The sequence below is a fragment of the Halobacteriovorax sp. ZH5_bin.2 genome, assembly GCF_043196375.1.
GTDB lineage: Bacteria > Bdellovibrionota > Bacteriovoracia > Bacteriovoracales > Bacteriovoracaceae > Halobacteriovorax_A.
The window spans coordinates 753,651-772,062 of sequence record NZ_JBEBMJ010000001.1; the positions used below are offsets into that span (position 1 = coordinate 753,651).

Consider the following 18,412-nt stretch of genomic DNA (forward strand, 5'->3'; position numbering starts at 1 on the left):
TTTCTTTTGGGTTGTTCTGAATTTGTGATTCGAAGAAAACCGAATACTTGTCTCACGAGTAAAGAATACCCTGAAGTCTATAAAGTAATAAGACAGTGGGGATGGGATGTTTGGCTAAAAGATACCGGTATTGAAAATGCACCTACGTTTCGTTATACAAACGATTCTAAATGGAAGGAAGTTGAGTGTCCAAAAGATTAACTTTTATCTCTCTTTTATTATCATTATTCTTTCTTACCAGCTGTAGTTACCGCGAAGTTATACTCAAGAAAGCACCGGATTTCCTAAGTGAAAAGATTGATGATTATCTCTCCCTTGATGACGAACAAGAAAAAGAGCTACGTATCAAGGTAACAAATGCTTTTTTTGAACATCATAAGGAAGTCCTTGAGTTAAAGAAGCTTGTTGAGAATTACCATGTTGAGAAAGATTCTCTTAAAGAGGTCATTGTTAAGGGATACCCTCCTTATGCAAGAATTATGAAGAAGGTTAATAAAATATCGATTGAAATTTTGTCAAACCTTAGCTTTGAACAAAGGCAGAAGCTTGTAAAGAAGCGCATCGATGATCGTAAGGAATATGAAGAAAGCTATGAGGAAAGAGGTATAAAGCGACTTGAGAATGTCTTTGGGAAGCTCTCTGTTGATCAAGTGAAACTTGTTAATGACTTTGCGAAGGAGTATAAAAGTACTCGAGTTGAAGGCAGTAGTTGGCATCATGACTTTGTCAAGGCCTTGAATTTAAAAGATCAAAAAGCTTATCAAAAATTTTTAAAAAAGAATTTTCAAGATATTGTTTCCTTAAATGAAGTCTTAATGCAAAATAAGTCTTTCTTTAAATTCTTCAATAAATTCTCAAAGACATTGAATAAGGAGCAAGTTGCACAATTTAATAAAAAGAGAAGGGACTTGTTAAATTGGATCGATCTTTATCTGAAAATTTATCAAGCACCTATAATTCGTAGCGCACCCTAGCTACTAGCGAGTTATTACCAAAATTCAATTCTCCTCCAACTTCAGCATCAAATACATCTGATGTTTCCTCCATATCAACTTTTAACTTAAAGGCCTCGAAGCCAAGGCCAACTGAAAATCTCTTATAGAATTGATAGTCGATAAATAGGTTTGTTGCGATTATACTTCCGGTATAATCTCCGATTTGAATATAGAAGATATTAAACTCATTAGACAGTGTCCATTTTGGTGTAATCTTAACTTCTGATTTTAGCTGAAAAGTTGGCAAGGGTGCAATGAAGTCACTTTGAGTTTGGGTTTTTCCTGTTTCTCCAATGGCAAACTCTAAAGGCATTATATAGAAACCAACTCCTGTTGATATATTAATTCGTTCATCTAAGAAGAATGAGTAGGAGTAGGCGAGTCGGATTATATCAAAGTTTAAAAGCGTATCGACAGATGTTCCGGCACTAATGATAACTTCGTTATTATCCTTGTCCACGTATTTTATATCTTGATCTAGAACTCTTCGTGCACTACGGTGTTGTCTATACCGGCCAGTTGTGAGGGAGTGCTTTTTGTTCTTACTAAAGCGCCATTCATAACTTAAACGTACTGATGATTGTGTATCATCAAGTCCAAGTGTGTCTTCGGTGCTTAAAATAAACGCCCCTAAGGATTTCTTTCCAACCTGAATTGTTGTGTCGTGATAGGTATAACCAAGCCCAAGAGAGAAGCGGTGAGTACTCCATTCTCCATAAGAAAATAGTGGGATGAATAAGAGTATGATGACTAAGATTTTATACATGAAAGCTCCTAAACTCCATCTTCTCAAGATAGTAGTTTAGGAGAAAGTTAATTTTAATCTATTCTGTATAGGATTTCGCTAATTTGTTTTTGATCTTCTTCTTTCGTAGGAGCATTGTCTAAAATTGTCTTTGCTTCTTCAATTTGCTCCGCAGAAGCATTGGGGTTCTCTAGTGTTTTTCGAGCATTATCTTCTCTTTCAAGTCTAAGGAGGCGCTTTTCTTTGAAGTCGATAATCTTCTTACCTTCAGATAGGACTTCATCATATGAGATTCCACCTGTTGGTCTCTGGGAAGGAGTTTGAGGTAAGAAAATATAATCTGTTCTCTTAAGCTTTAGTCTTTTACTTTGATAAACCATTGCCTTAGCAAAGGACTCAAATGCTTTTCTCGGTACGTAGTGTTCAGTATCTCTTTTTAAGATATAACGTAGTTGAGAGAGAGTCGAAGCATTAACTCCGTCCTTCGGTGCTTTGGAGCTCATTGGAAGGTAAGTTTGGTAGTCAAAGATATTGCTAATGGCAAACTCATGAGCTCCTTTGATTCCTATTGTTCTCATCGTATCATTTGATGTCGTTGTACAATTATAGAAAGGTGTAATCTCAAGGCCTTCTTCAGTGCGTACACGGTGTAACTGTTCTTCAAAAATATCCCTAACCTTAAGCATATCTTCTTTAGATCGGGCATAACCAATTAGCGTGTAAGTCGGCCTATAATTAACTTGTCCTTGAATGAGGTGTCCATAGTAGCTTACAAGGTCAGTATTACTCGCTAGAACTTCTTTTTCACCTTTAAAGTAAAAATTAAAAGTTTCTCCTTTAATGGAAAGATCATTTTGAACTTGTCCCATTCCAATGGCAAAGTGTCCTGCTGCGGCCCCAGGCTCATCTCCTTGGCGTCCGCTTAGAGTTACGATAAAGACATGGTCTCCTGGAGTTGCCTCATAATTATCACGGTGTCTAATTGTTCCTCTGAAAGGCATTTTAGACTGTGAGTTCTTATTCTTTGGCATCTCTTTTAAGATGTACTTAAGTGGGTTCTTATTAAATTTCTCGTTTGCTGGATATGAGTTTTCACCAGCTGTAAAAAGATCTGCTGGAATAATTGCATTGATGATAAAGGTCTCATCTTTCATATGTCCTTGAGTATGAACTTTCTTATTTTCAAAGTAGTGACGAGAAATATAGTCGAATTCACTTCCATAGATTTTTTTCGAGCGGCCAAACTCCACAAGTTGGTCATCAATATAGTAGCGGCCATCCTTTGCTCTTGTGAGTGTTCCTATTCGATCCTCAAGGTCGGCCACAACTCTTGGCATCTTATCGATTGCTAGTTTGTCTCCAGAAATTTCTCCATCGAATTCAAAGACGTAGGCCGGAGAGTTTTTTAGAACCTTATCCATGTACTTGTGATAGCGTTGATCAAATTTAAGAGATAGGTCTTGCTCTTGTCCATCTACTTTAACAATAGCTCTTGCTTGTCCGTCTTTATCATAGAGCTTACCGCGAAAGCTTTCGGCCTTAACGTTTGCGCTTAGAATTAGAGTGGCAAGAAGTCCCAAGCAGTAGACATTTTTCATTTCTCTCTCCTAATTTAGTTTTTGATATCTATATTAAAGAGCAATGATGGTGCCAATTAAATGATGTGATTTAAGGGCCTTGGAAGAGGGAAGTGTCTAGAAGTTAAACAATAGGCCCCTTGATAGGGCCTATTATTTAAACACTTATTAAAGTTGGTTGTTGATGTAGTTACGGATCTCTGACATCGACATCATATCATCCGCATCCATACAGAACTCACCACGTGCATCAGCTACACGGATTTCATCTGCAACTTGCTCAACAGAAACCTTGTTTCCTGAAGATCTTCTATCATTTAGGTCTTCAGTAAACTCTGCAAGAGTTGATCCTGTTACTTTTGGAGATAGCTGAGCATCTTGAATTAGCTCAATCTGTCCTCTGAAGTTTCTCTTGCTATCGTCAATTACACCAGTCGCTGCTAGTGTACTAGATGAGCCGTGATAAACAGCGTGAGTTGACGACGAAAGGCCATCTTCAATGATATCAAGAGCGATTAGATCAATAATGATATTATCAGAGTCTTCAAGTAAGGCCGTACCGGCAGCAATAGTTGTTGAAGCTAGCTCAACACCACCATAAATGACAGCTACACCTGTTGTACTAAGTGCTGCTCCTGTTGCAAGCGCTCTGTCTGAAGGTGCATTATTTCTTTCTTTGTAAAGCTCAAGGCATGATGCTTGTGTTGAAACTGCTAGTGAGCAAAGTAGCCCTAGGGCAATTAATGATTTTTTCATTGTTTTCTCCTTCTATAGTTGTTCTTCGATATATTTTTGAATTTCATCTACTGTCATAAGATTTTCGCTATCAAGACAGAAATCCATTCTTTCATTTGCTAATTGAATTTCACTGGCAATTTCATTTACAGAAACCCTCTTATCCACTGGACGATTATCATTGATCTTTCCTGTCATCTCGATAATGTCACCACTGATCAGTTTAGGTGCTAGTTCTGATGCTTGGATAAGTTTCAGTTGTTTTCTATAGTCACGATCTTTGATGATTCCCATTGCTGCAGATGTACTAGATGCTCCGTAGTAAAGAGAGTCAACTGTCGATGAGACACCACCTTTAATTGATTTAGAAATCGTCAGCTCACTTAGGGCACTATCTGGATGAAGGATTCCAACGGCACTCGTTGTTGATAGGCCTAGGGCAAATTCTCCACCAGCTACAGTAACTCCTGCGATTGTTGAAGAGATACCGGCCATCGCTCCAACATCTTGGTAGTCTGGCGCACGATGATTTTCTTTATAAACTTCTAGGCATGATGCTTTAGCACTAATACCCATTAGGATTGATATAAGACATGTTAAAAGCATAATCTTTTTCATGGTTTCTCCTATTTCTTACCATCTCGAATCGAGTAGGTAGAATCTCTTTTGATGATCTAATATTTTCTTATTAACTAATAAACCTTTGTAAGGGCGAGTGATGACCTTTTTTCTTCTCTTTGTGCTGTGGTCATGCCTCCACTTTGTAATGGCCTTAAGTGACTTTTCCTTATTGATTTCTTTAATCTTAGAAAAGGCACCTTTTCCATAAAACTCTTCAAGTCCTTTAATCACATCTTGTTCACATTTAGAGTTATTGCATATTTCATAAAGTGCATTTGGAGCCTTTGTAATTCCGTGAAGCTCATCAAAGGAGACGGCCTTTGTTTCTTGAATCTGAGAGGCATAGTATTTAAAAGCATCAAGATCTAGAGTTGCAATTTCATTAAGCTTTCTAAACTCATTTAAGCTAAGAGCTTTTTGAAGCTTCTTAACTTGGTCTGTGTTGATATCGTATTGCAGATAACTTTCATCTTTTAATTCAAGAATACTTGCTGCTTTATCCTTAAGCTCTCTTAGCGAGTGGATCTTAATAATAGGGTATGGGTTAATTAATGCTCTTTGAAGGTAGTCTGGAAGAGCAAGTGGGATACGCCCCTTGAACCCCATCTTTTTGTGATATGGGTAGCCAACTTGCTTTAAGAAGTTAACAAGTGCACCAGCACAATTATTAGAGAAGAATGTGTAATCTCCTAATTCGCTACTTTCTGGTAACTCATATTTAACAGGAAATACTTCTTCAACTGTCGTCTTAAAATTTGATGTTAAGTTATTTGGTACTGGAGTAAGAGCAAAGACTGATCCTGTTCCTGAACGCAGAGGAAGGATTCCGTAGTTACCTTCTCCATACTTCTTTGTTGAAAACTGGTTAAGCTCTTCAAGAGTTTCTTGTAGAACTGACTTTTGTGTTTCGACACGATGGTTAGTAACTTGTTCCCACTGATTTCTTAGTTCGTTAATAATATTTTTTCTAATTTCTTCATTTGAAATAATGATATAGCGATCAAGGTCTCGTCTTTGTTTATTATTGTATTCATCCATAAACATACGAAGACTCTTAACTTGAGGAAATACAGGATAGCCGCCAAAGATTCCTTTAAAGTAATTGAGCTTTAGGGTGTCGACATTGGCAACAAAGCTTAGAACGACGTCGTCAGCTTCTGAACCTACATTGTCCACAAAACGTAGCATGGTGTGACCAAAGCCACTTTCAATATTTGACCAAGAACTTGAAGCGATCACAAGCTCTAGGCCTATGATATTCCCATTCTCATAGCGCTCAAAAAGTCTTTTGAAAAAACGAGAGTTCTCATTAAGAAGATCTTGGTAATTTGCTCCCCAATTGATTTGATTGGCCCTCTTTTCAAGTGCTTTTTGCTTTCTACGCTCTTCCATACGTTCACGCTGCCTTTTTTCAAAGTACGATTCATCATGTCTGGCCTGAGTTGTCAGTGAGCTAAGAAGTGCCGTAAGCACTACTGAAAGTAGAGTCATCTTCTTCATATTTTCTCCGTTTAATCTGTTTCAATATAAATTGATTACAGCTATCTCACAGAGAAATTGAAAAAAAGAAGAGTATGTAAAAATAGTGAACAGTTTCTATATAATTGAATTTACTGTATCGAGATCAAGTCCTTGCTCTTTAAATTGCTCTTTAAGATAGAGCTTCTTTGCCTGGACGCTACCTTTTTCGATAAGGCCAAAGGTCTCTCCTTTGAGCTCAACAAACGCAAAATCACTTGAGTTTGCTTCTGAAATTGTTACCTTCTTAGGCTTAGTTCCACCAAAGGCCGCTCCCATTAAAGAGGAGGCAACAGAGGGAGACTCTTGTTGATTGGCATCTAAAATTGCTTGTGCTTTAGCAATTTTGTCCGTAGCAACTTCTTGGCTTTGAATGCCATGTTTCTTTAAAGTAAAACCGTAAGGGCAGTGAAGACAGGCCGTCTTACAACAAGAACCACGGTTTTTAAGGAATTGAGAGGTTTTCACCTCTCGTCCTTGTTCATTTGTATAGGTTAGTTTTGCTTTATCCATTATAAATTTTCGAAGCGCTCATCAAATTGAATATTGTGGTAAACCTTTAGAACGTCTTCATCACTTTCAAGTCCATCCACCATCTTCATTATAGTTAAATACGTCTCATCATCAACTTCTTTGAAGGTTTGTGGAATTTGTTCAAGTGTTGCTTCTTCTGGTGTAATTCCCATCTCTTCTAATTTCTTAGAGATCGAGCCAAAGACTTCCATTGGCCCAGTGATTGAAAAGTAGCCATCTTCGACTTCAATATCTTCCGCACCAGCATCAATCATCTCTAATGTGAACTCGTCTTCATCAAGCTCTGCAACTGGAACTTCAAATAGGGCCTTTCTTGAAAAGACATACTGAAGAGTTCCTGTTGTTCCAACTGAACCACCGGCCTTTTTAAAATGAACTCTTACATTGGCAATGGTACGAGTCGGATTATTTGTTGAGGCCTCAACGAATACCGCAACACCATTTGGCCCATAGCCTTCATAGTTGATTTCTTCGTAACCGTCGTCTTCTCCACCAAGGCCTTTCTTAATGGCACGATCGATATTATCTTTAGGAACATTATTTGCCTTACACTTATCAAGAGCAATTTTAAGGATAAAGTTTGAGCCTGGGTCGTCGCCACCTGATTTAACTGCTTTTGTTACTTCAAATAATAGCTTTGTGTAAATCTGACTTTTTGCCTTATCAAGAGCGCCTTTCTTCTTGACGATATTGGCCCATTTTCTTCCCATAGAATCCTCGTTTAAAAATAAAGTATTGTTAATAGTAGCCAGAGAGTGACTATTTGTCGAGAAAACTACTTCTTAGCGAGGTATTGCTCTGCGCGCCAAATCCCGATAAAACTCAGACCTGAGCTCATTGAGTTGACATGAGGTCCTTCAAGCAGAATTGTTGTGGGAGTTGATTTAACATCAAGTGCTTGTACCGCGTATGGTGAAGAGATAAAGCGAAACTCATAAGGTGATTGCCCAATAAATCTTCTGATTGTTGATTCATTCTCAAATGAATTGATGGCATAAATCTGATCAGCTGAAAGCTTTCCTTCCAGGACTGATTGATGAAGACGTTTCATCTCGACTTTACATGGCCCACACCAAGTGGCCCAGAAGATAGCGAGGCTTCTATTTTGTAGATCCTTACTTGGGAACTCGAGCTTCTTATTTGTGCGAAGATCCACATACTCTTTAGGAGCAAGAGTACTTCCTTCTTTTTTAAAGTTATTGAGTACAGCAGGGGCCTGCTTGTAAATAATGAACCCAACAAGAAGGATGGAGATGAAATTTGTGGCAATATTCCACTTCTTTTTCATGGCAGTAATTGTACCACGTATTGGAAAAGGCCATATTAATAAAATCCTAATATTTTTAACAGCTGTAAGCGCCCAAAACTACAGTATTCATCGACTAAGAAATAGACGCTAGTTGAGTAATGTAGTAGTTTATAGACATGAATAATGAAGAACTTGAAAAGAAATTAATCGCATTAGAAGAAAAATTTTGTCACCAAGATCATTTACTTGGCCAACTAAATGAAGTTGTCACTAAACAAGAGTTCATCATTGATGAGCTTGTCGTCCATATTAGAAATCTTCTGGCCAATCAGGGAGAGGTTTCTGGTGAACAAATGACTCTTGAGAATCTCAAAGATTTCAAACCACCACATTATTAGGTAATTATGATTAAACTAGAAGTAGCATATAAGGGCCTGCGTGAATTTAAAGATCTTACGGGTCGCCCACAACAAACTCCAGGGGCACACTTTAGTCGTGTCACTCCTGAGAAGTCTCCCGCTCCTAAAGAGCTATGCTGGTCAGAGGACCTTGCTAAGGCCATGGGGATTAATGAGACTGACAAAGAGAGTTGGCTAAAGCTTCTAAGTGGTAATCAAGAAGAGTACCATACTGCTCCTGTGGCAACTCGCTACGGAGGACATCAATTTGGCCACTGGGCAGGACAATTAGGTGATGGCAGGGCCATGACTTTAGGTCTTCATAATGGACTTGAGGTTCAGCTAAAAGGCGCGGGCCTTACACCATATTCAAGAGGTGCTGATGGTAAGGCAGTTCTACGCTCGTCTCTAAGAGAGTATATTTGTTCGGAGGCCATGTTTAACTTAGGTGTTCCAACGACAAGAGCGCTATGCCTTGTTGAAACAGGTGAGCAGGTCCTACGTGATATGTTCTATGATGGAAATGCTGCCTATGAAAAGGGGGCCATTTGTACTCGTGTCGCACCAAGCTTCTTGCGCTTTGGCCACTATCAGATCCATGCTGCCAATCACGAGTTAGAAGAACTAACTGAGCTTGTGAACTTCACCATTGATAATTATTTTCCAGGGATGAGCATCAAGGAGATGTTTAAGGAAGTTACTCGTCGAACAGCTTTTTTAATGAGCGAGTGGATGCGTGTAGGCTTTGTTCACGGAGTGATGAATACTGATAATCTTTCAATGCTAGGACTTACAATTGATTATGGCCCATATGGATGGCTAGATCGCTTTGATCCGAATTGGACACCAAATACAACGGACTTCAGGGAAAGACGCTACCGCTTTATTAATCAAGTTAGCATTGCTTATTGGAATCTTGCGCAACTTAAAGAAGCTCTGCAGACTGTATGCCTTGAAAGCTTAGATGAAGTTTTTGACCAATTTCCAGAATACTTTCACGGCTTTTATCAGGAGAGTGTGGCAAAGAAGCTAGGGCTTAAGACTTGTACGCGTGAATTTATCGATGAGCTATTTGATTTAAAATATGAGCTACAAGCTGATATGACTCTCTTTTATCGAACACTTATATCTGTGATGGAAGGCAAGGAAGTCTCTTGGCAAGATGCTTTCTATAAAGATTTAAGTGACTCTGATCTTTCTCGTATCAGTACTTGGGTCGCTAAGTGGCAAAGAGAGCAGAAGCTTCAAAGAATCGATCCAATGATTGCTTTTGGAGTAATGAACGAAGCAAATCCTGTTTTTATTCCACGTAATTATATTGTGCAGATGGTTTTAGATGATTTAGAAAAAGGGGATGAGGCATCTCTAAGAAATCTTGAAAAGGCCATTGCAAATCCATACGAGTTAAATGAATTCACAAGGCCTTTTCTTGTTAAGGCACCTGATTGGTCGACATCAAGGCCTGGTTGCTCGACTCTGAGTTGTTCTAGTTAATGACAAAATTGAGCAGGAGCACGCTTCCAAGTTGGCTCACATTGAGTTAGCCATTCACCGCTGTCGTAGTGTGCATAGCCAAACCACCACATCACGTGGTCTCCGTTTCCTAGTGGAACTTCATCTGGATATACTTCTGGGCTTTGGCCATTTACTGAATAACACCAACCATGTGCATTCATTTGAGTGTCACTTAAAACTTCCATGGCATCAAGCCCCGTTGGCGTATCAAAGATCGAGTTCATCGCCCTTTGAGTTCCTTTGTAGGCAATACCAAAATTATTGAGAAGATCAATCGTCGCGCTTCCAACAGTTGAACCATTTTTTAGCTGCATCTCTGTTTTAAAGAGTGCGCCTCTTTTACAAGGGCCTACAAACTCAAAAGTTGTGGCAAAGCTAAAAGTTGAAATAAGTGCTAAAAGTGCAAATTTGTACATAATCTCTCCTAAGTATAAGGCTTTCTAGCACCCGAGGTTTTTATTGCCATGGCACTGTGCGCAAGCATATGATTTTTTACATGAGTGATTATGTATGGGGCAGCGAAGAGACCCAATATTTCTTCCAATTAAATCCAGAGGCCATTTTAGATGCTATTGATGCAGTCGGTTTTAAGACGACGGGGCGCTGCCTACCGTTAAATAGTATCGAAAACCGAGTCTATGAGATTGAGGTGGACCGCCCTGACTCTGAGATCAATTCCCCAAGTGACCACTTTATTGTTGCCAAGTTCTATCGTCCTGGACGTTGGACGAAGGATCAGATCATTGATGAGCATAATTTCATAAAGGATCTTGATGATGCGGAGATTCCTGTGATCGCCCCACTTGAAATTGAGGGCACAACTCTATTTGAGATGCCAGATCACAAGATTTTCTATTGCCTCTATGAAAAGAGAGGGGGCAGAAACCCTGAGGAAATGAATATCGAACAGCTTGAAATTATGGGGCGTTCTCTGGCCCGTATTCATAGTGTCGGTGCTTTAAAAAATGCAGATCACAGAATTAAGCTGACTCCTGAGACTTATGGAGTCGCGAATTTAAAATTTCTTGCTTCCACAAATTATATACCTGTCGATATTCGCGAGCACTTCTTAACAATTTGCGAGCAAATCATCAGTGAGTCCAAACCGCTCTTTGAAAATGTAAATTATCAAAGAGTCCACGGTGACTTTCATAAGGGAAATATCATCTTAAGAGGTGATGACTCATTCTTTGTTGATTTCGACGATATGGTAATGGGCCCTGTCGTTCAAGACGTTTGGCCAATTTGCCCCGGTGATGATCAGCAGTCTGTTATCGATCGCAATATCTTTTTAGAAGCGTATGATAGCATTCGCTCATTCCCATACGAGCAACTTAAGCTGATCCCTTCACTACGTGCTCTAAGGCTAATTCACTTTAGTGCGTGGATCGCAAAACGTTGGGATGACCCTTCATTTAAGTATACTTTTGGCTATTTTGAATCGCCAAATTACTGGTATGGGCAAATGAACGATTTAAGGGCCTTACTATCTAAGATAATAGAAGTTAAGAATCCATACGTTTACTAGACGAATCTTAAAAGTTGCGAGAAAATTTACCTCTATTTAAAGAATTTAAGTGAGGTAATGAATATGGATATTCGTCTAAAAACTTTCGAAGAATACGAAGCTGCCTATGAGCAGGCCAAGAATAACCCATCTGAGTATTGGGGATCAATTGCTGAGAATTTTCAATTCTCAAAAAAATGGGATGAAGTAACTCTAGGTAATTTTAAAGACGGTGATATCCGTTGGTTTCATGGAGCGAAATTAAATATCACTGAAAACTGCCTTGATCGCCACCTTGCAACTCGTGGTGATAAGAAGGCGATGGTCTTTGTGGCAAACGATCCCAATGAAGCTAACCAAGAATTTACTTATAAAGAACTTCATGCTCAAGTTTGTAAAACAGCAAATATGCTGGAAGGACTTGGTGTTAAAAAAGGGGACCGCGTTTGTATCTATATGTCGATGGTTCCAGAGCTTATGTTTACAGTTCTTGCCTGTGCAAGAATTGGCGCAATCCACTCTGTCGTCTTTGGTGGTTTTTCTGCCCAAGCTCTGGCCGGAAGAATTGAAGATGCTCAGTGTAATCTCGTTGTTACAAATGACGGAGGACTTCGCGGAACAAAAGTGACTGAGCTTAAGTCAATTGTTGATGAGGCGCTTGAAGATAAGGCCTGCAAAAGCGTAAAGAGCGTTTTAGTTCACAAACGTGCAGGAAATGAAGTGGAGATGAAAGAAGGTCGCGATGTTTGGTGGCATGAGCTTTTTGATAAGGCATCAGACAAACACGAGGCCCCACAACATGACGCCGAAGATCCATTATTCATTCTTTATACGTCAGGATCAACAGGAACACCTAAGGGTGTTCTTCATACGCAAGCTGGTTACATGATCTGGGCCGCTTATACATTTGCGAATGTTTTCCAAGTCGATGAGCAAGATATGTACTGGTGTACGGCCGATATTGGTTGGATCACTGGTCACACTTATATTACTTATGGGCCACTTTTAAATGGTGCCACAACAATGATGTTTGAAGGTGTTCCAACGTATCCAGATGCTGGACGTTTTTGGGATATCGTTGAAAAGAATAAGGTGACACATTTCTATACTGCACCAACTGCAGTCCGTGCTCTTATGGCAGCAGGAGATAATATTCCAGCTAAGTACGACCTTTCAAGCCTAAAGGTTCTTGGTTCAGTAGGTGAGCCAATCAATGCCGAAGCTTGGCACTGGTATAATGAATTTATTGGAAAGAAGAAATGTCCAATTGTTGATACTTGGTGGCAGACTGAAACGGGTGGGATTTTAATCTCTCCACTTGCAGGACTCACTAAAACGAAGCCTTGTAAGGCAACACTTCCGCTTCCTGGAATTGTTCCTGTTCTAGTTGATGATAATGGCCATGAGATTGGTGAAACAATGGCCGAAGGAAAGCTTTGTATTAAGTATCCGTGGCCTGGAATGCTACGTACGGTTTATAAGAATCATGAGCGTTTTATGAATGCCTACTTAAGAACGTATAAGGGTTATTACTTCTCAGGTGATGGCGCAAAACGTGACGTTGAAGGCTACTTTAGAATCACTGGACGTGTGGATGATGTCATCAATGTTTCTGGACACCGTTTCGGGACAGCAGAAATTGAAAACGCCATTGGAAAGAATCATGCTATCGCTGAAAGTGCGGTTGTTGGTTATCCTCACGACGTTAAAGGTGAAGGTATTTATGCTTACGTTGTGACTGACCTTACTGACGAAGCCGAGGTAACGAAGCTAATTAATGCGACAGTTGTGAAAGAGATCGGTGCGGTTGCTCGCCCTGATAAAATTCAAATTGTTCCTGGACTTCCAAAGACACGTTCTGGAAAAATCATGCGTCGAATTCTTAGAAAGATTGCGGCCCATGACTTCAATAATTTTGGCGACACTTCAACTCTTCTTGACCCATCAGTGGTTGAAGAAATTAAGAATGGTGTGAAGTAGAGTAGTATTTTTTAAGAAAGTAGAAAAATGATAACGGCCAAAGAAACAAAGAATGAGAAAGAAAGACTATCGTTACTAGAGTCTTTGAAAATACTAGATACAGAAGATGAAGATGTTTTTGATAATGTCACTCAATTAGCTTCTGAAATAACGAATACTCCTACTGCCTTACTTTCCTTTGTTGATAAGGAAAGGCAATGGTTTAAATCAAAAGTAGGGGCCGATATTTGTGAAACGCAACGTGAGTTATCTTTTTGTGCTCATGCAATTCACTCAAGTGAACCTTTGATTGTAGAAGACGCTAGAGTTGATGATCGGTTTAAAGGTAATCCTCTTGTTTGCGATGGCCCTAAAATAGTCTTCTATGCAGGTTTTCCTCTTGAGATATTAGATGGGCATCGCTTAGGTACATTATGTATTATCGATACAAAACCTCGAAGCTTAGATGAATCTCAAATTTCGATGTTAAAGACTTTGGCCAATCAAATATGTCAACTCCTAAGACTTAGAAGTGACTTAAATAATGTCAGTAAATTCTCTCTTATGATGGAGGAGATTCAACGATTGAATCTTGCTTCAACAGGTGATCCGTTTGACTTTTTTCCAATTTTCTTATCAAGGGGAGTGGATGTTCTTGATTTAGAGTACGGTATCATTAGTCATATTAACGATGGCATTTATCATGTTGTGGAAGTTGTTGGTCCTGATAATCAAATCGAGAAGGGCTTTGAAGCAAGTATAACGGATACGTATTGTGATCTAGTCATAAAAAAGAATAAGACAATTGTTTTTGAGAATGTTGGTGAAGATGAGCAAATGTGTGCTCACCCTGTTTACGTAAATATGAAGCTCGAGTCCTTTATTGGGACACCAATACGAGTTAATAATGAAATCTATGGAACGTTAAATTATTCATCACGTATTATAAAGAAAAGAGGCTTCAGTAAAGAAGAGGTAAGGTTTGTTGAAATTTTATCACAGCTTATTTCTAAGAAAATTGAAGTTTGGAATGCATTAAAAGAAAGAGAGAAGGCGTTCTCTGAGCTGCAAGAAAGTTTGAATGAATTCCAAACACTGTCTGAACTACTCCCTGTTGGTGTCTTCTTAACAACAGAAGATGGTTTGGCCCGATATCAGAATAGACGTTGGCTCGAATATGCAGGGATGACAAAAGAAGAGGCCCTTGGTGAAGGTTGGATTAAGGCAATTTATGCTGAACAAAGGCAAGAGGTTGGTAAGAAGTGGGCACAAGCAGCTGCAAACTCTAAAGAATTTGATCTCGATATTAAATTTTGTAATGTAAAGACAGGTGAAATAACTTTCACAAAAACAATTGCAACCCCTTTAAGAAATAACGATGGTCAAGTTTATGGCCATATTGGTGTTAATCTCGATACGACTAAACAACTAGAGTATGAAAAAAGCCTAAGAGATGCAACAAAGAGTGCGCAGGAGGCTTCAAAGGCAAAGTCTTTATTCTTGGCGAATATGAGCCATGAAATCAGAACTCCACTTAACTCAATTGTTGGCTTTTCTGATCTTCTATCGAAGGCCGATATTTCAAATGAGTATGTCGAATATGCTAGTTCTCTTAAAAGCTCTAGTGAGGTTTTATTAAATCTTGTAAATGATATTTTAGATATTTCAAAAATTGAAGCCTCGGCCATCTCTCTTGATAAAAGAACTTTTAACTTAAAAGACTTATTAATAGAAGTGATGGATATCTTTACATGGCCGGCCAAGAAGAAAAATATTTCCCTCTCTTATTCTATCGAAGAGAGCTTAGCTCACTTTTTCATCGGCGATTCTTCTCGAATCATGCAAATCTTAATTAACCTAATTAGTAATGCTATTAAGTTTACTGACGAGGGAAGTATTCTTGTTAAAGTCCAAGAAAATACAAGCGCCGATCTTCCTGGGAACTTAATTATTAATGTCATTGATTCTGGTATTGGTATCCCGGAAGATGTGAAAGATAATATTTTCAAGGCATTTGACCAAGGGAAGAAATCGACAACTCGAGAGCATGGTGGCACAGGCCTAGGGCTGGCCATTACTAAAGAGTTAGTGGAGTTAATGGGAGGAAGTATCCATGTTAAAAGTAGGGAAGGCATCGGTAGCGAATTTGTGATTTCCTTAGCGCTTGAGGTTGAAAAAAATCAGCAAGCACCTTTCGTTCAAAATGAAGGCCCTAATAAGGAAGAAAAATTAGACGCTAGTGAACTCAAGATACTTCTCGTCGATGATGCTATTAATAATCGTAATTTGATTAAGGTTTATTTAAAAAATGAGAATGCGACTATTATCGAAGCCGAAAATGGCCAAGAAGCATTTGATCTTTATAAGAAAGAGAATAACTTTGATATAATCTTAATGGATTTACAAATGCCTATCATGGATGGCTTTGAGGCGATTGAAAAGATTAGAGACTTGGAAAGAAGTGAGAATATTAGTCGAGCTTCAATTATTGCCTTAACAGCTTATGCCTTAAAAGAAGATAAGGAGCGTTGTTTTGAAATTGGATGTGATGAATACTTAATTAAGCCAGTAAAAAAAGATGGTGTCATAAAGCTGATTAATAAAGTGCTTGCAAGCAAAGGAGAGTAAGTGGATTTTTCAGGTAAGAGTATACTTGTTGTTGATGACGATAATCGATTCATTAAGATCGTAAAGAAACACTTAGAAGGCTTTGGCTTTGAGGTTCATTCATCTAATAACTTAACAGAAGCATATGAATATCTTGATAAAAAATTACCGGATCTCATCTTACTCGATTTAAATATGTCTAGTGAGTTTGGTGGAGAGTTTTTAGTTCTTCGAAATAGAAATGAGCGCTTAAAAGAAGTGCCTGTTTGTATTTGTTCTGCAAACCCAGATTATTCGATTGCTAAATCTGTCATTGAGATGGGTGTCGACGACTATATCGTAAAGCCTTTTGATAATGAGTTATTAATGAATAAAGTTGCAACCATTTTGAATAATAATTAGGTGCCTTTTGAAGTTCACTAGACCAGTTATCGATAAAGATTTAATAGAAATTATTCCTGACTTTATCACAAATACAGTCGTTGATTTTAAAGAGTTTCAATCTTGTTATCGTGTCAAAGATTACAATGGCATGAGTAGAGTGTGTCACCGAATTTTAGGTAGTGCTAAATCATATGGTTTTGATCAGCTAGATGAAATAGTCAGGGAGCTAAAAAAGCATGTTGACTCAGGTGATTTTGAGAAAACTGTAGAGATAAATGAAGTTTTTAAAAGCTACGTGAATTTCTTGTTGGCCAATTTTAATTAGTCGCTATTTTTTATATTCTGATAATGAGTATCCAAGATTGAAGTGCGTTCTTATGAAGTGAGAGTTTGATTTTACTTTCTTTCTTAAGTTACTAATGTGATGATCGATCGTTCGATCTGTGACATCTAATTTATTACCCCAGACATTATCAAGTAATCCCTCTCTTGAATGAATGACTTCAGGAGATTTCGCAAAGTATAGTAAGAGGTTAAACTCAAGCGTTGAAAGAAGAATATCTTCATGGCCTTGCTGGCCTTTCATGACTAAAGTACGACTTTGTAGATTAAACACCAAGTCACCTAAAGAGAGAATATCTGATGACTTATTATTTTTTTGTACCTTTGCCCTAATTCTTGCAAATAATTCTAATGGCTCAAAAGGTTTTTCAATATAGTCATCAACACCAAATTGAAAGGCCTTGAGTTTCATGACTAAGTCTGTGTTTTGGCTGATGATAAATACTGGGATATTGTATTTCGTAAAGATATCCCTTTGCTCAACGAAGTAGTTAAGTCCATCACTTTCTTCTAAGTGTATATCGATAATGACGATATCGATCTTATTCTCTTCGAGAGTTTGCTGTACTACTTCTGTGGATTCAAGATAATGAAGATTCTCGTCACTATTTAAGTAAACTTTCATGAGATTATAGATTCTAATATCATCATCAATTAATAGATAATTCTTCACTAGGCCTTCTTTCTTGGGTGCAATCTTTTCCTATTATACCAAAAAAATTTAAGAATAGAATCACAAAACAAGCTTTATCTTGTTGATATTATTGACTTGTTAGCGGGGCCTAATAAGTTAGTCACATTGGGGTCATAGCTTAGATGTAGTATTTAACTCAAGCCTAATCATGGAGAGTTATAATGGCAAAAGAATTAAGCTTTGAGCAAAGATCAAGAGCACTACAAAATAACAATAAGAATAAGATTCGATGTCATCAGAAGAGAATTGTGATTCTCGATGATTGCCCAAGAATCACAAATTACTTGCGCCCAATTCTTGAGCTTGACCTTCAGTTTGATGTCGTAACATTCAATGATGAGTTTGAAGCTGTTAAGTATATCTCTCAAAATGAGGTGGATCTTGTGATCTTGGACATTAATCTAGGGGAGTCAAATGGGATGAGTATAAGAAGAGTGATAAAGTCATTAAATGACTCAGATATTCAATTCATATTTATTTCTCAAGACAAGAATTATCGTGCCCTAATTGAAGGTATTGGTACTGATTTTCCGATGTTCATCCAAAAGCCAATTGCAAGCTCGATATTAAAGAAAACAGTTTATAACTGCTTGTATAAAGACTCGTATTTGAATTTGGTCTAGGAGGATTTTATGATTTTTGTAAAAGCAGATATTGACCCAGAATTAGTAAGCTTAATTCCTGATTTTATCAAGTACACCTTACTAGACTATGAGAAACTATCCTCTTTCTATAACCTTAATGATATCGGGGGAATGAGTAGCGTTTGTCATACGATCTTGGGCTCGGCAAAGTCCTATGGCTTTTTTCAACTGGATCAAATCGTATCTAATTTACAAAAGGCGCTAAAGGATGGTGATGAAGACTCATTGCAGAAATGGTTTGAAACCCTAAGTCGCTATGTTGAGTTTTTGAAAGAGCAATATTGTTAAATTAGGTTAAGTTTTCACTACACATCTTATCGATACTTTTCTCATATGTTAGAACAGTATGATGAGAGAGGTAATATCTAAAAGAGATGACATTCAGCTA

Annotated in this window: 21 protein-coding genes; 11 read left to right on the top strand and 10 right to left on the bottom strand. The window is 38.2% G+C overall.

Annotated elements, in window-relative coordinates; all coding sequences use genetic code 11:
* Window positions 1-24: 24 nt before the first annotated feature.
* A complete protein-coding gene (locus tag ABMA76_RS03690) occupies window positions 25-201 on the top strand; it encodes a hypothetical protein (RefSeq protein ID WP_393060981.1) in 177 nt (58 codons plus the stop codon).
* Window positions 186-974 carry a hypothetical protein gene (locus ABMA76_RS03695; protein WP_392909128.1) on the top strand — a complete coding sequence of 263 codons (789 nt, stop codon included), beginning with the start codon at window positions 186-188 and terminating at the stop codon, window positions 972-974. The genes ABMA76_RS03690 and ABMA76_RS03695 overlap by 16 nt, the downstream gene beginning before the upstream one ends.
* Here the strand turns inward: ABMA76_RS03695 and ABMA76_RS03700 are convergent.
* The 8 genes from ABMA76_RS03700 to ABMA76_RS03735 form a co-directional block, all read right to left on the bottom strand.
* Entirely contained in the window at window positions 952-1,761 is an 810-nt protein-coding gene (locus ABMA76_RS03700; protein ID WP_392909130.1) for a hypothetical protein, read from the bottom strand. The two genes, ABMA76_RS03695 and ABMA76_RS03700, sit on opposite strands and share 23 nt — an antisense overlap.
* Window positions 1,762-1,814: 53 nt before the next feature.
* A complete protein-coding gene (locus ABMA76_RS03705) occupies window positions 1,815-3,338 on the bottom strand; it encodes a hypothetical protein (protein WP_392909132.1) in 1,524 nt (507 codons plus the stop codon).
* 147 nt (window positions 3,339-3,485) lie between these two features.
* The gene (locus ABMA76_RS03710) at window positions 3,486-4,073 is read right to left on the bottom strand and encodes a hypothetical protein (RefSeq protein ID WP_392909134.1); all 588 of its coding nucleotides are present in this window, start codon (window positions 4,071-4,073) and stop codon (window positions 3,486-3,488) included.
* Between the two features lie 12 nt (window positions 4,074-4,085).
* Window positions 4,086-4,670 carry a hypothetical protein gene (locus ABMA76_RS03715; RefSeq protein WP_392909136.1) on the bottom strand — a complete coding sequence of 195 codons (585 nt, stop codon included), beginning with the start codon at window positions 4,668-4,670 and terminating at the stop codon, window positions 4,086-4,088.
* Between the two features lie 15 nt (window positions 4,671-4,685).
* On the bottom strand, window positions 4,686-6,173 hold the full coding sequence (locus tag ABMA76_RS03720) for a DUF4105 domain-containing protein (protein WP_392909138.1): 1,488 nt from the start codon (window positions 6,171-6,173) through the stop codon (window positions 4,686-4,688).
* Window positions 6,174-6,269: 96 nt separating this feature from the next.
* Entirely contained in the window at window positions 6,270-6,704 is a 435-nt protein-coding gene (locus ABMA76_RS03725; RefSeq protein WP_392909140.1) for a DUF5522 domain-containing protein, read from the bottom strand.
* The gene (locus ABMA76_RS03730) at window positions 6,704-7,435 is read right to left on the bottom strand and encodes a YebC/PmpR family DNA-binding transcriptional regulator (RefSeq protein WP_392909142.1); all 732 of its coding nucleotides are present in this window, start codon (window positions 7,433-7,435) and stop codon (window positions 6,704-6,706) included. Before ABMA76_RS03730 ends, ABMA76_RS03725 begins: the two co-directional genes overlap by 1 nt.
* Before the next feature lie 65 nt (window positions 7,436-7,500).
* Window positions 7,501-8,013 (bottom strand): TlpA family protein disulfide reductase, encoded by a 513-nt coding sequence (locus ABMA76_RS03735; protein ID WP_392909144.1) that lies wholly within the window; start codon window positions 8,011-8,013, stop codon window positions 7,501-7,503.
* A gap of 137 nt (window positions 8,014-8,150) precedes the next feature.
* On the opposite strand from ABMA76_RS03735, the gene ABMA76_RS03740 reads away from it, so the two are divergent.
* Complete coding sequence (locus ABMA76_RS03740) at window positions 8,151-8,372, top strand: SlyX family protein (RefSeq protein ID WP_392909146.1); 222 nt, start codon at window positions 8,151-8,153, stop codon at window positions 8,370-8,372.
* A gap of 6 nt (window positions 8,373-8,378) precedes the next feature.
* Window positions 8,379-9,866: a YdiU family protein gene (locus tag ABMA76_RS03745; RefSeq protein ID WP_393060983.1), complete on the top strand. Its 1,488-nt coding sequence runs from the start codon at window positions 8,379-8,381 to the stop codon at window positions 9,864-9,866.
* Here the strand turns inward: ABMA76_RS03745 and ABMA76_RS03750 are convergent.
* Window positions 9,863-10,303: a DUF4430 domain-containing protein gene (locus ABMA76_RS03750; protein ID WP_392909150.1), complete on the bottom strand. Its 441-nt coding sequence runs from the start codon at window positions 10,301-10,303 to the stop codon at window positions 9,863-9,865. The two genes, ABMA76_RS03745 and ABMA76_RS03750, sit on opposite strands and share 4 nt — an antisense overlap.
* Before the next feature lie 80 nt (window positions 10,304-10,383).
* Between ABMA76_RS03750 and ABMA76_RS03755 the strand changes: the two genes are divergently transcribed.
* The 5 genes from ABMA76_RS03755 to ABMA76_RS03775 all read left to right on the top strand — a co-directional run bounded on the left by ABMA76_RS03755 (window position 10,384) and on the right by ABMA76_RS03775 (window position 16,669).
* The gene (locus ABMA76_RS03755) at window positions 10,384-11,415 is read left to right on the top strand and encodes a serine/threonine protein kinase (RefSeq protein ID WP_392909152.1); all 1,032 of its coding nucleotides are present in this window, start codon (window positions 10,384-10,386) and stop codon (window positions 11,413-11,415) included.
* 63 nt (window positions 11,416-11,478) lie between these two features.
* The gene (acs, locus tag ABMA76_RS03760; protein WP_392909547.1) at window positions 11,479-13,374 is read left to right on the top strand and encodes an acetate--CoA ligase; all 1,896 of its coding nucleotides are present in this window, start codon (window positions 11,479-11,481) and stop codon (window positions 13,372-13,374) included.
* Window positions 13,375-13,401: 27 nt separating this feature from the next.
* Window positions 13,402-15,981, top strand: coding sequence for a GAF domain-containing protein (locus tag ABMA76_RS03765; protein WP_392909154.1), 2,580 nt, complete (start codon window positions 13,402-13,404; stop codon window positions 15,979-15,981).
* Complete coding sequence (locus ABMA76_RS03770) at window positions 15,982-16,362, top strand: PleD family two-component system response regulator (RefSeq protein WP_392909156.1); 381 nt, start codon at window positions 15,982-15,984, stop codon at window positions 16,360-16,362.
* A gap of 7 nt (window positions 16,363-16,369) precedes the next feature.
* A complete protein-coding gene (locus ABMA76_RS03775) occupies window positions 16,370-16,669 on the top strand; it encodes a hypothetical protein (protein WP_392859753.1) in 300 nt (99 codons plus the stop codon).
* Between the two features lie 3 nt (window positions 16,670-16,672).
* Here the strand turns inward: ABMA76_RS03775 and ABMA76_RS03780 are convergent, their stop codons facing one another.
* Window positions 16,673-17,359, bottom strand: coding sequence for a response regulator transcription factor (locus ABMA76_RS03780; protein WP_392909158.1), 687 nt, complete (start codon window positions 17,357-17,359; stop codon window positions 16,673-16,675).
* A 182-nt stretch (window positions 17,360-17,541) separates the two neighbouring features.
* Here ABMA76_RS03780 and ABMA76_RS03785 point away from each other — a divergent pair, with 182 nt between their 5' ends.
* Window positions 17,542-18,003, top strand: a complete 462-nt coding sequence (locus ABMA76_RS03785; RefSeq protein WP_392909160.1) for a two-component system response regulator — start codon at window positions 17,542-17,544, stop codon at window positions 18,001-18,003.
* Between the two features lie 9 nt (window positions 18,004-18,012).
* Entirely contained in the window at window positions 18,013-18,312 is a 300-nt protein-coding gene (locus ABMA76_RS03790) for an Hpt domain-containing protein (protein ID WP_392909162.1), read from the top strand.
* Window positions 18,313-18,412: the final 100 nt, after the last annotated feature.

Coding starts and splice junctions, on each gene's coding strand:
- ABMA76_RS03785 (WP_392909160.1), top strand. CDS start 17,542: ATGGCAAAAGAATTAAGCTTTGAGCAAAGATCAAGAGCACTACAAAAT.
- ABMA76_RS03745 (WP_393060983.1), top strand. CDS start 8,379: ATGATTAAACTAGAAGTAGCATATAAGGGCCTGCGTGAATTTAAAGAT.
- ABMA76_RS03730 (WP_392909142.1), bottom strand. CDS start 7,435: ATGGGAAGAAAATGGGCCAATATCGTCAAGAAGAAAGGCGCTCTTGAT.
- ABMA76_RS03790 (WP_392909162.1), top strand. CDS start 18,013: ATGATTTTTGTAAAAGCAGATATTGACCCAGAATTAGTAAGCTTAATT.
- ABMA76_RS03755 (WP_392909152.1), top strand. CDS start 10,384: ATGAGTGATTATGTATGGGGCAGCGAAGAGACCCAATATTTCTTCCAA.
- ABMA76_RS03720 (WP_392909138.1), bottom strand. CDS start 6,173: ATGAAGAAGATGACTCTACTTTCAGTAGTGCTTACGGCACTTCTTAGC.
- ABMA76_RS03765 (WP_392909154.1), top strand. CDS start 13,402: ATGATAACGGCCAAAGAAACAAAGAATGAGAAAGAAAGACTATCGTTA.
- acs (WP_392909547.1), top strand. CDS start 11,479: ATGGATATTCGTCTAAAAACTTTCGAAGAATACGAAGCTGCCTATGAG.
- ABMA76_RS03740 (WP_392909146.1), top strand. CDS start 8,151: ATGAATAATGAAGAACTTGAAAAGAAATTAATCGCATTAGAAGAAAAA.
- ABMA76_RS03710 (WP_392909134.1), bottom strand. CDS start 4,073: ATGAAAAAATCATTAATTGCCCTAGGGCTACTTTGCTCACTAGCAGTT.
- ABMA76_RS03705 (WP_392909132.1), bottom strand. CDS start 3,338: ATGAAAAATGTCTACTGCTTGGGACTTCTTGCCACTCTAATTCTAAGC.
- ABMA76_RS03750 (WP_392909150.1), bottom strand. CDS start 10,303: ATGTACAAATTTGCACTTTTAGCACTTATTTCAACTTTTAGCTTTGCC.
- ABMA76_RS03725 (WP_392909140.1), bottom strand. CDS start 6,704: ATGGATAAAGCAAAACTAACCTATACAAATGAACAAGGACGAGAGGTG.
- ABMA76_RS03715 (WP_392909136.1), bottom strand. CDS start 4,670: ATGAAAAAGATTATGCTTTTAACATGTCTTATATCAATCCTAATGGGT.
- ABMA76_RS03700 (WP_392909130.1), bottom strand. CDS start 1,761: ATGTATAAAATCTTAGTCATCATACTCTTATTCATCCCACTATTTTCT.
- ABMA76_RS03735 (WP_392909144.1), bottom strand. CDS start 8,013: ATGAAAAAGAAGTGGAATATTGCCACAAATTTCATCTCCATCCTTCTT.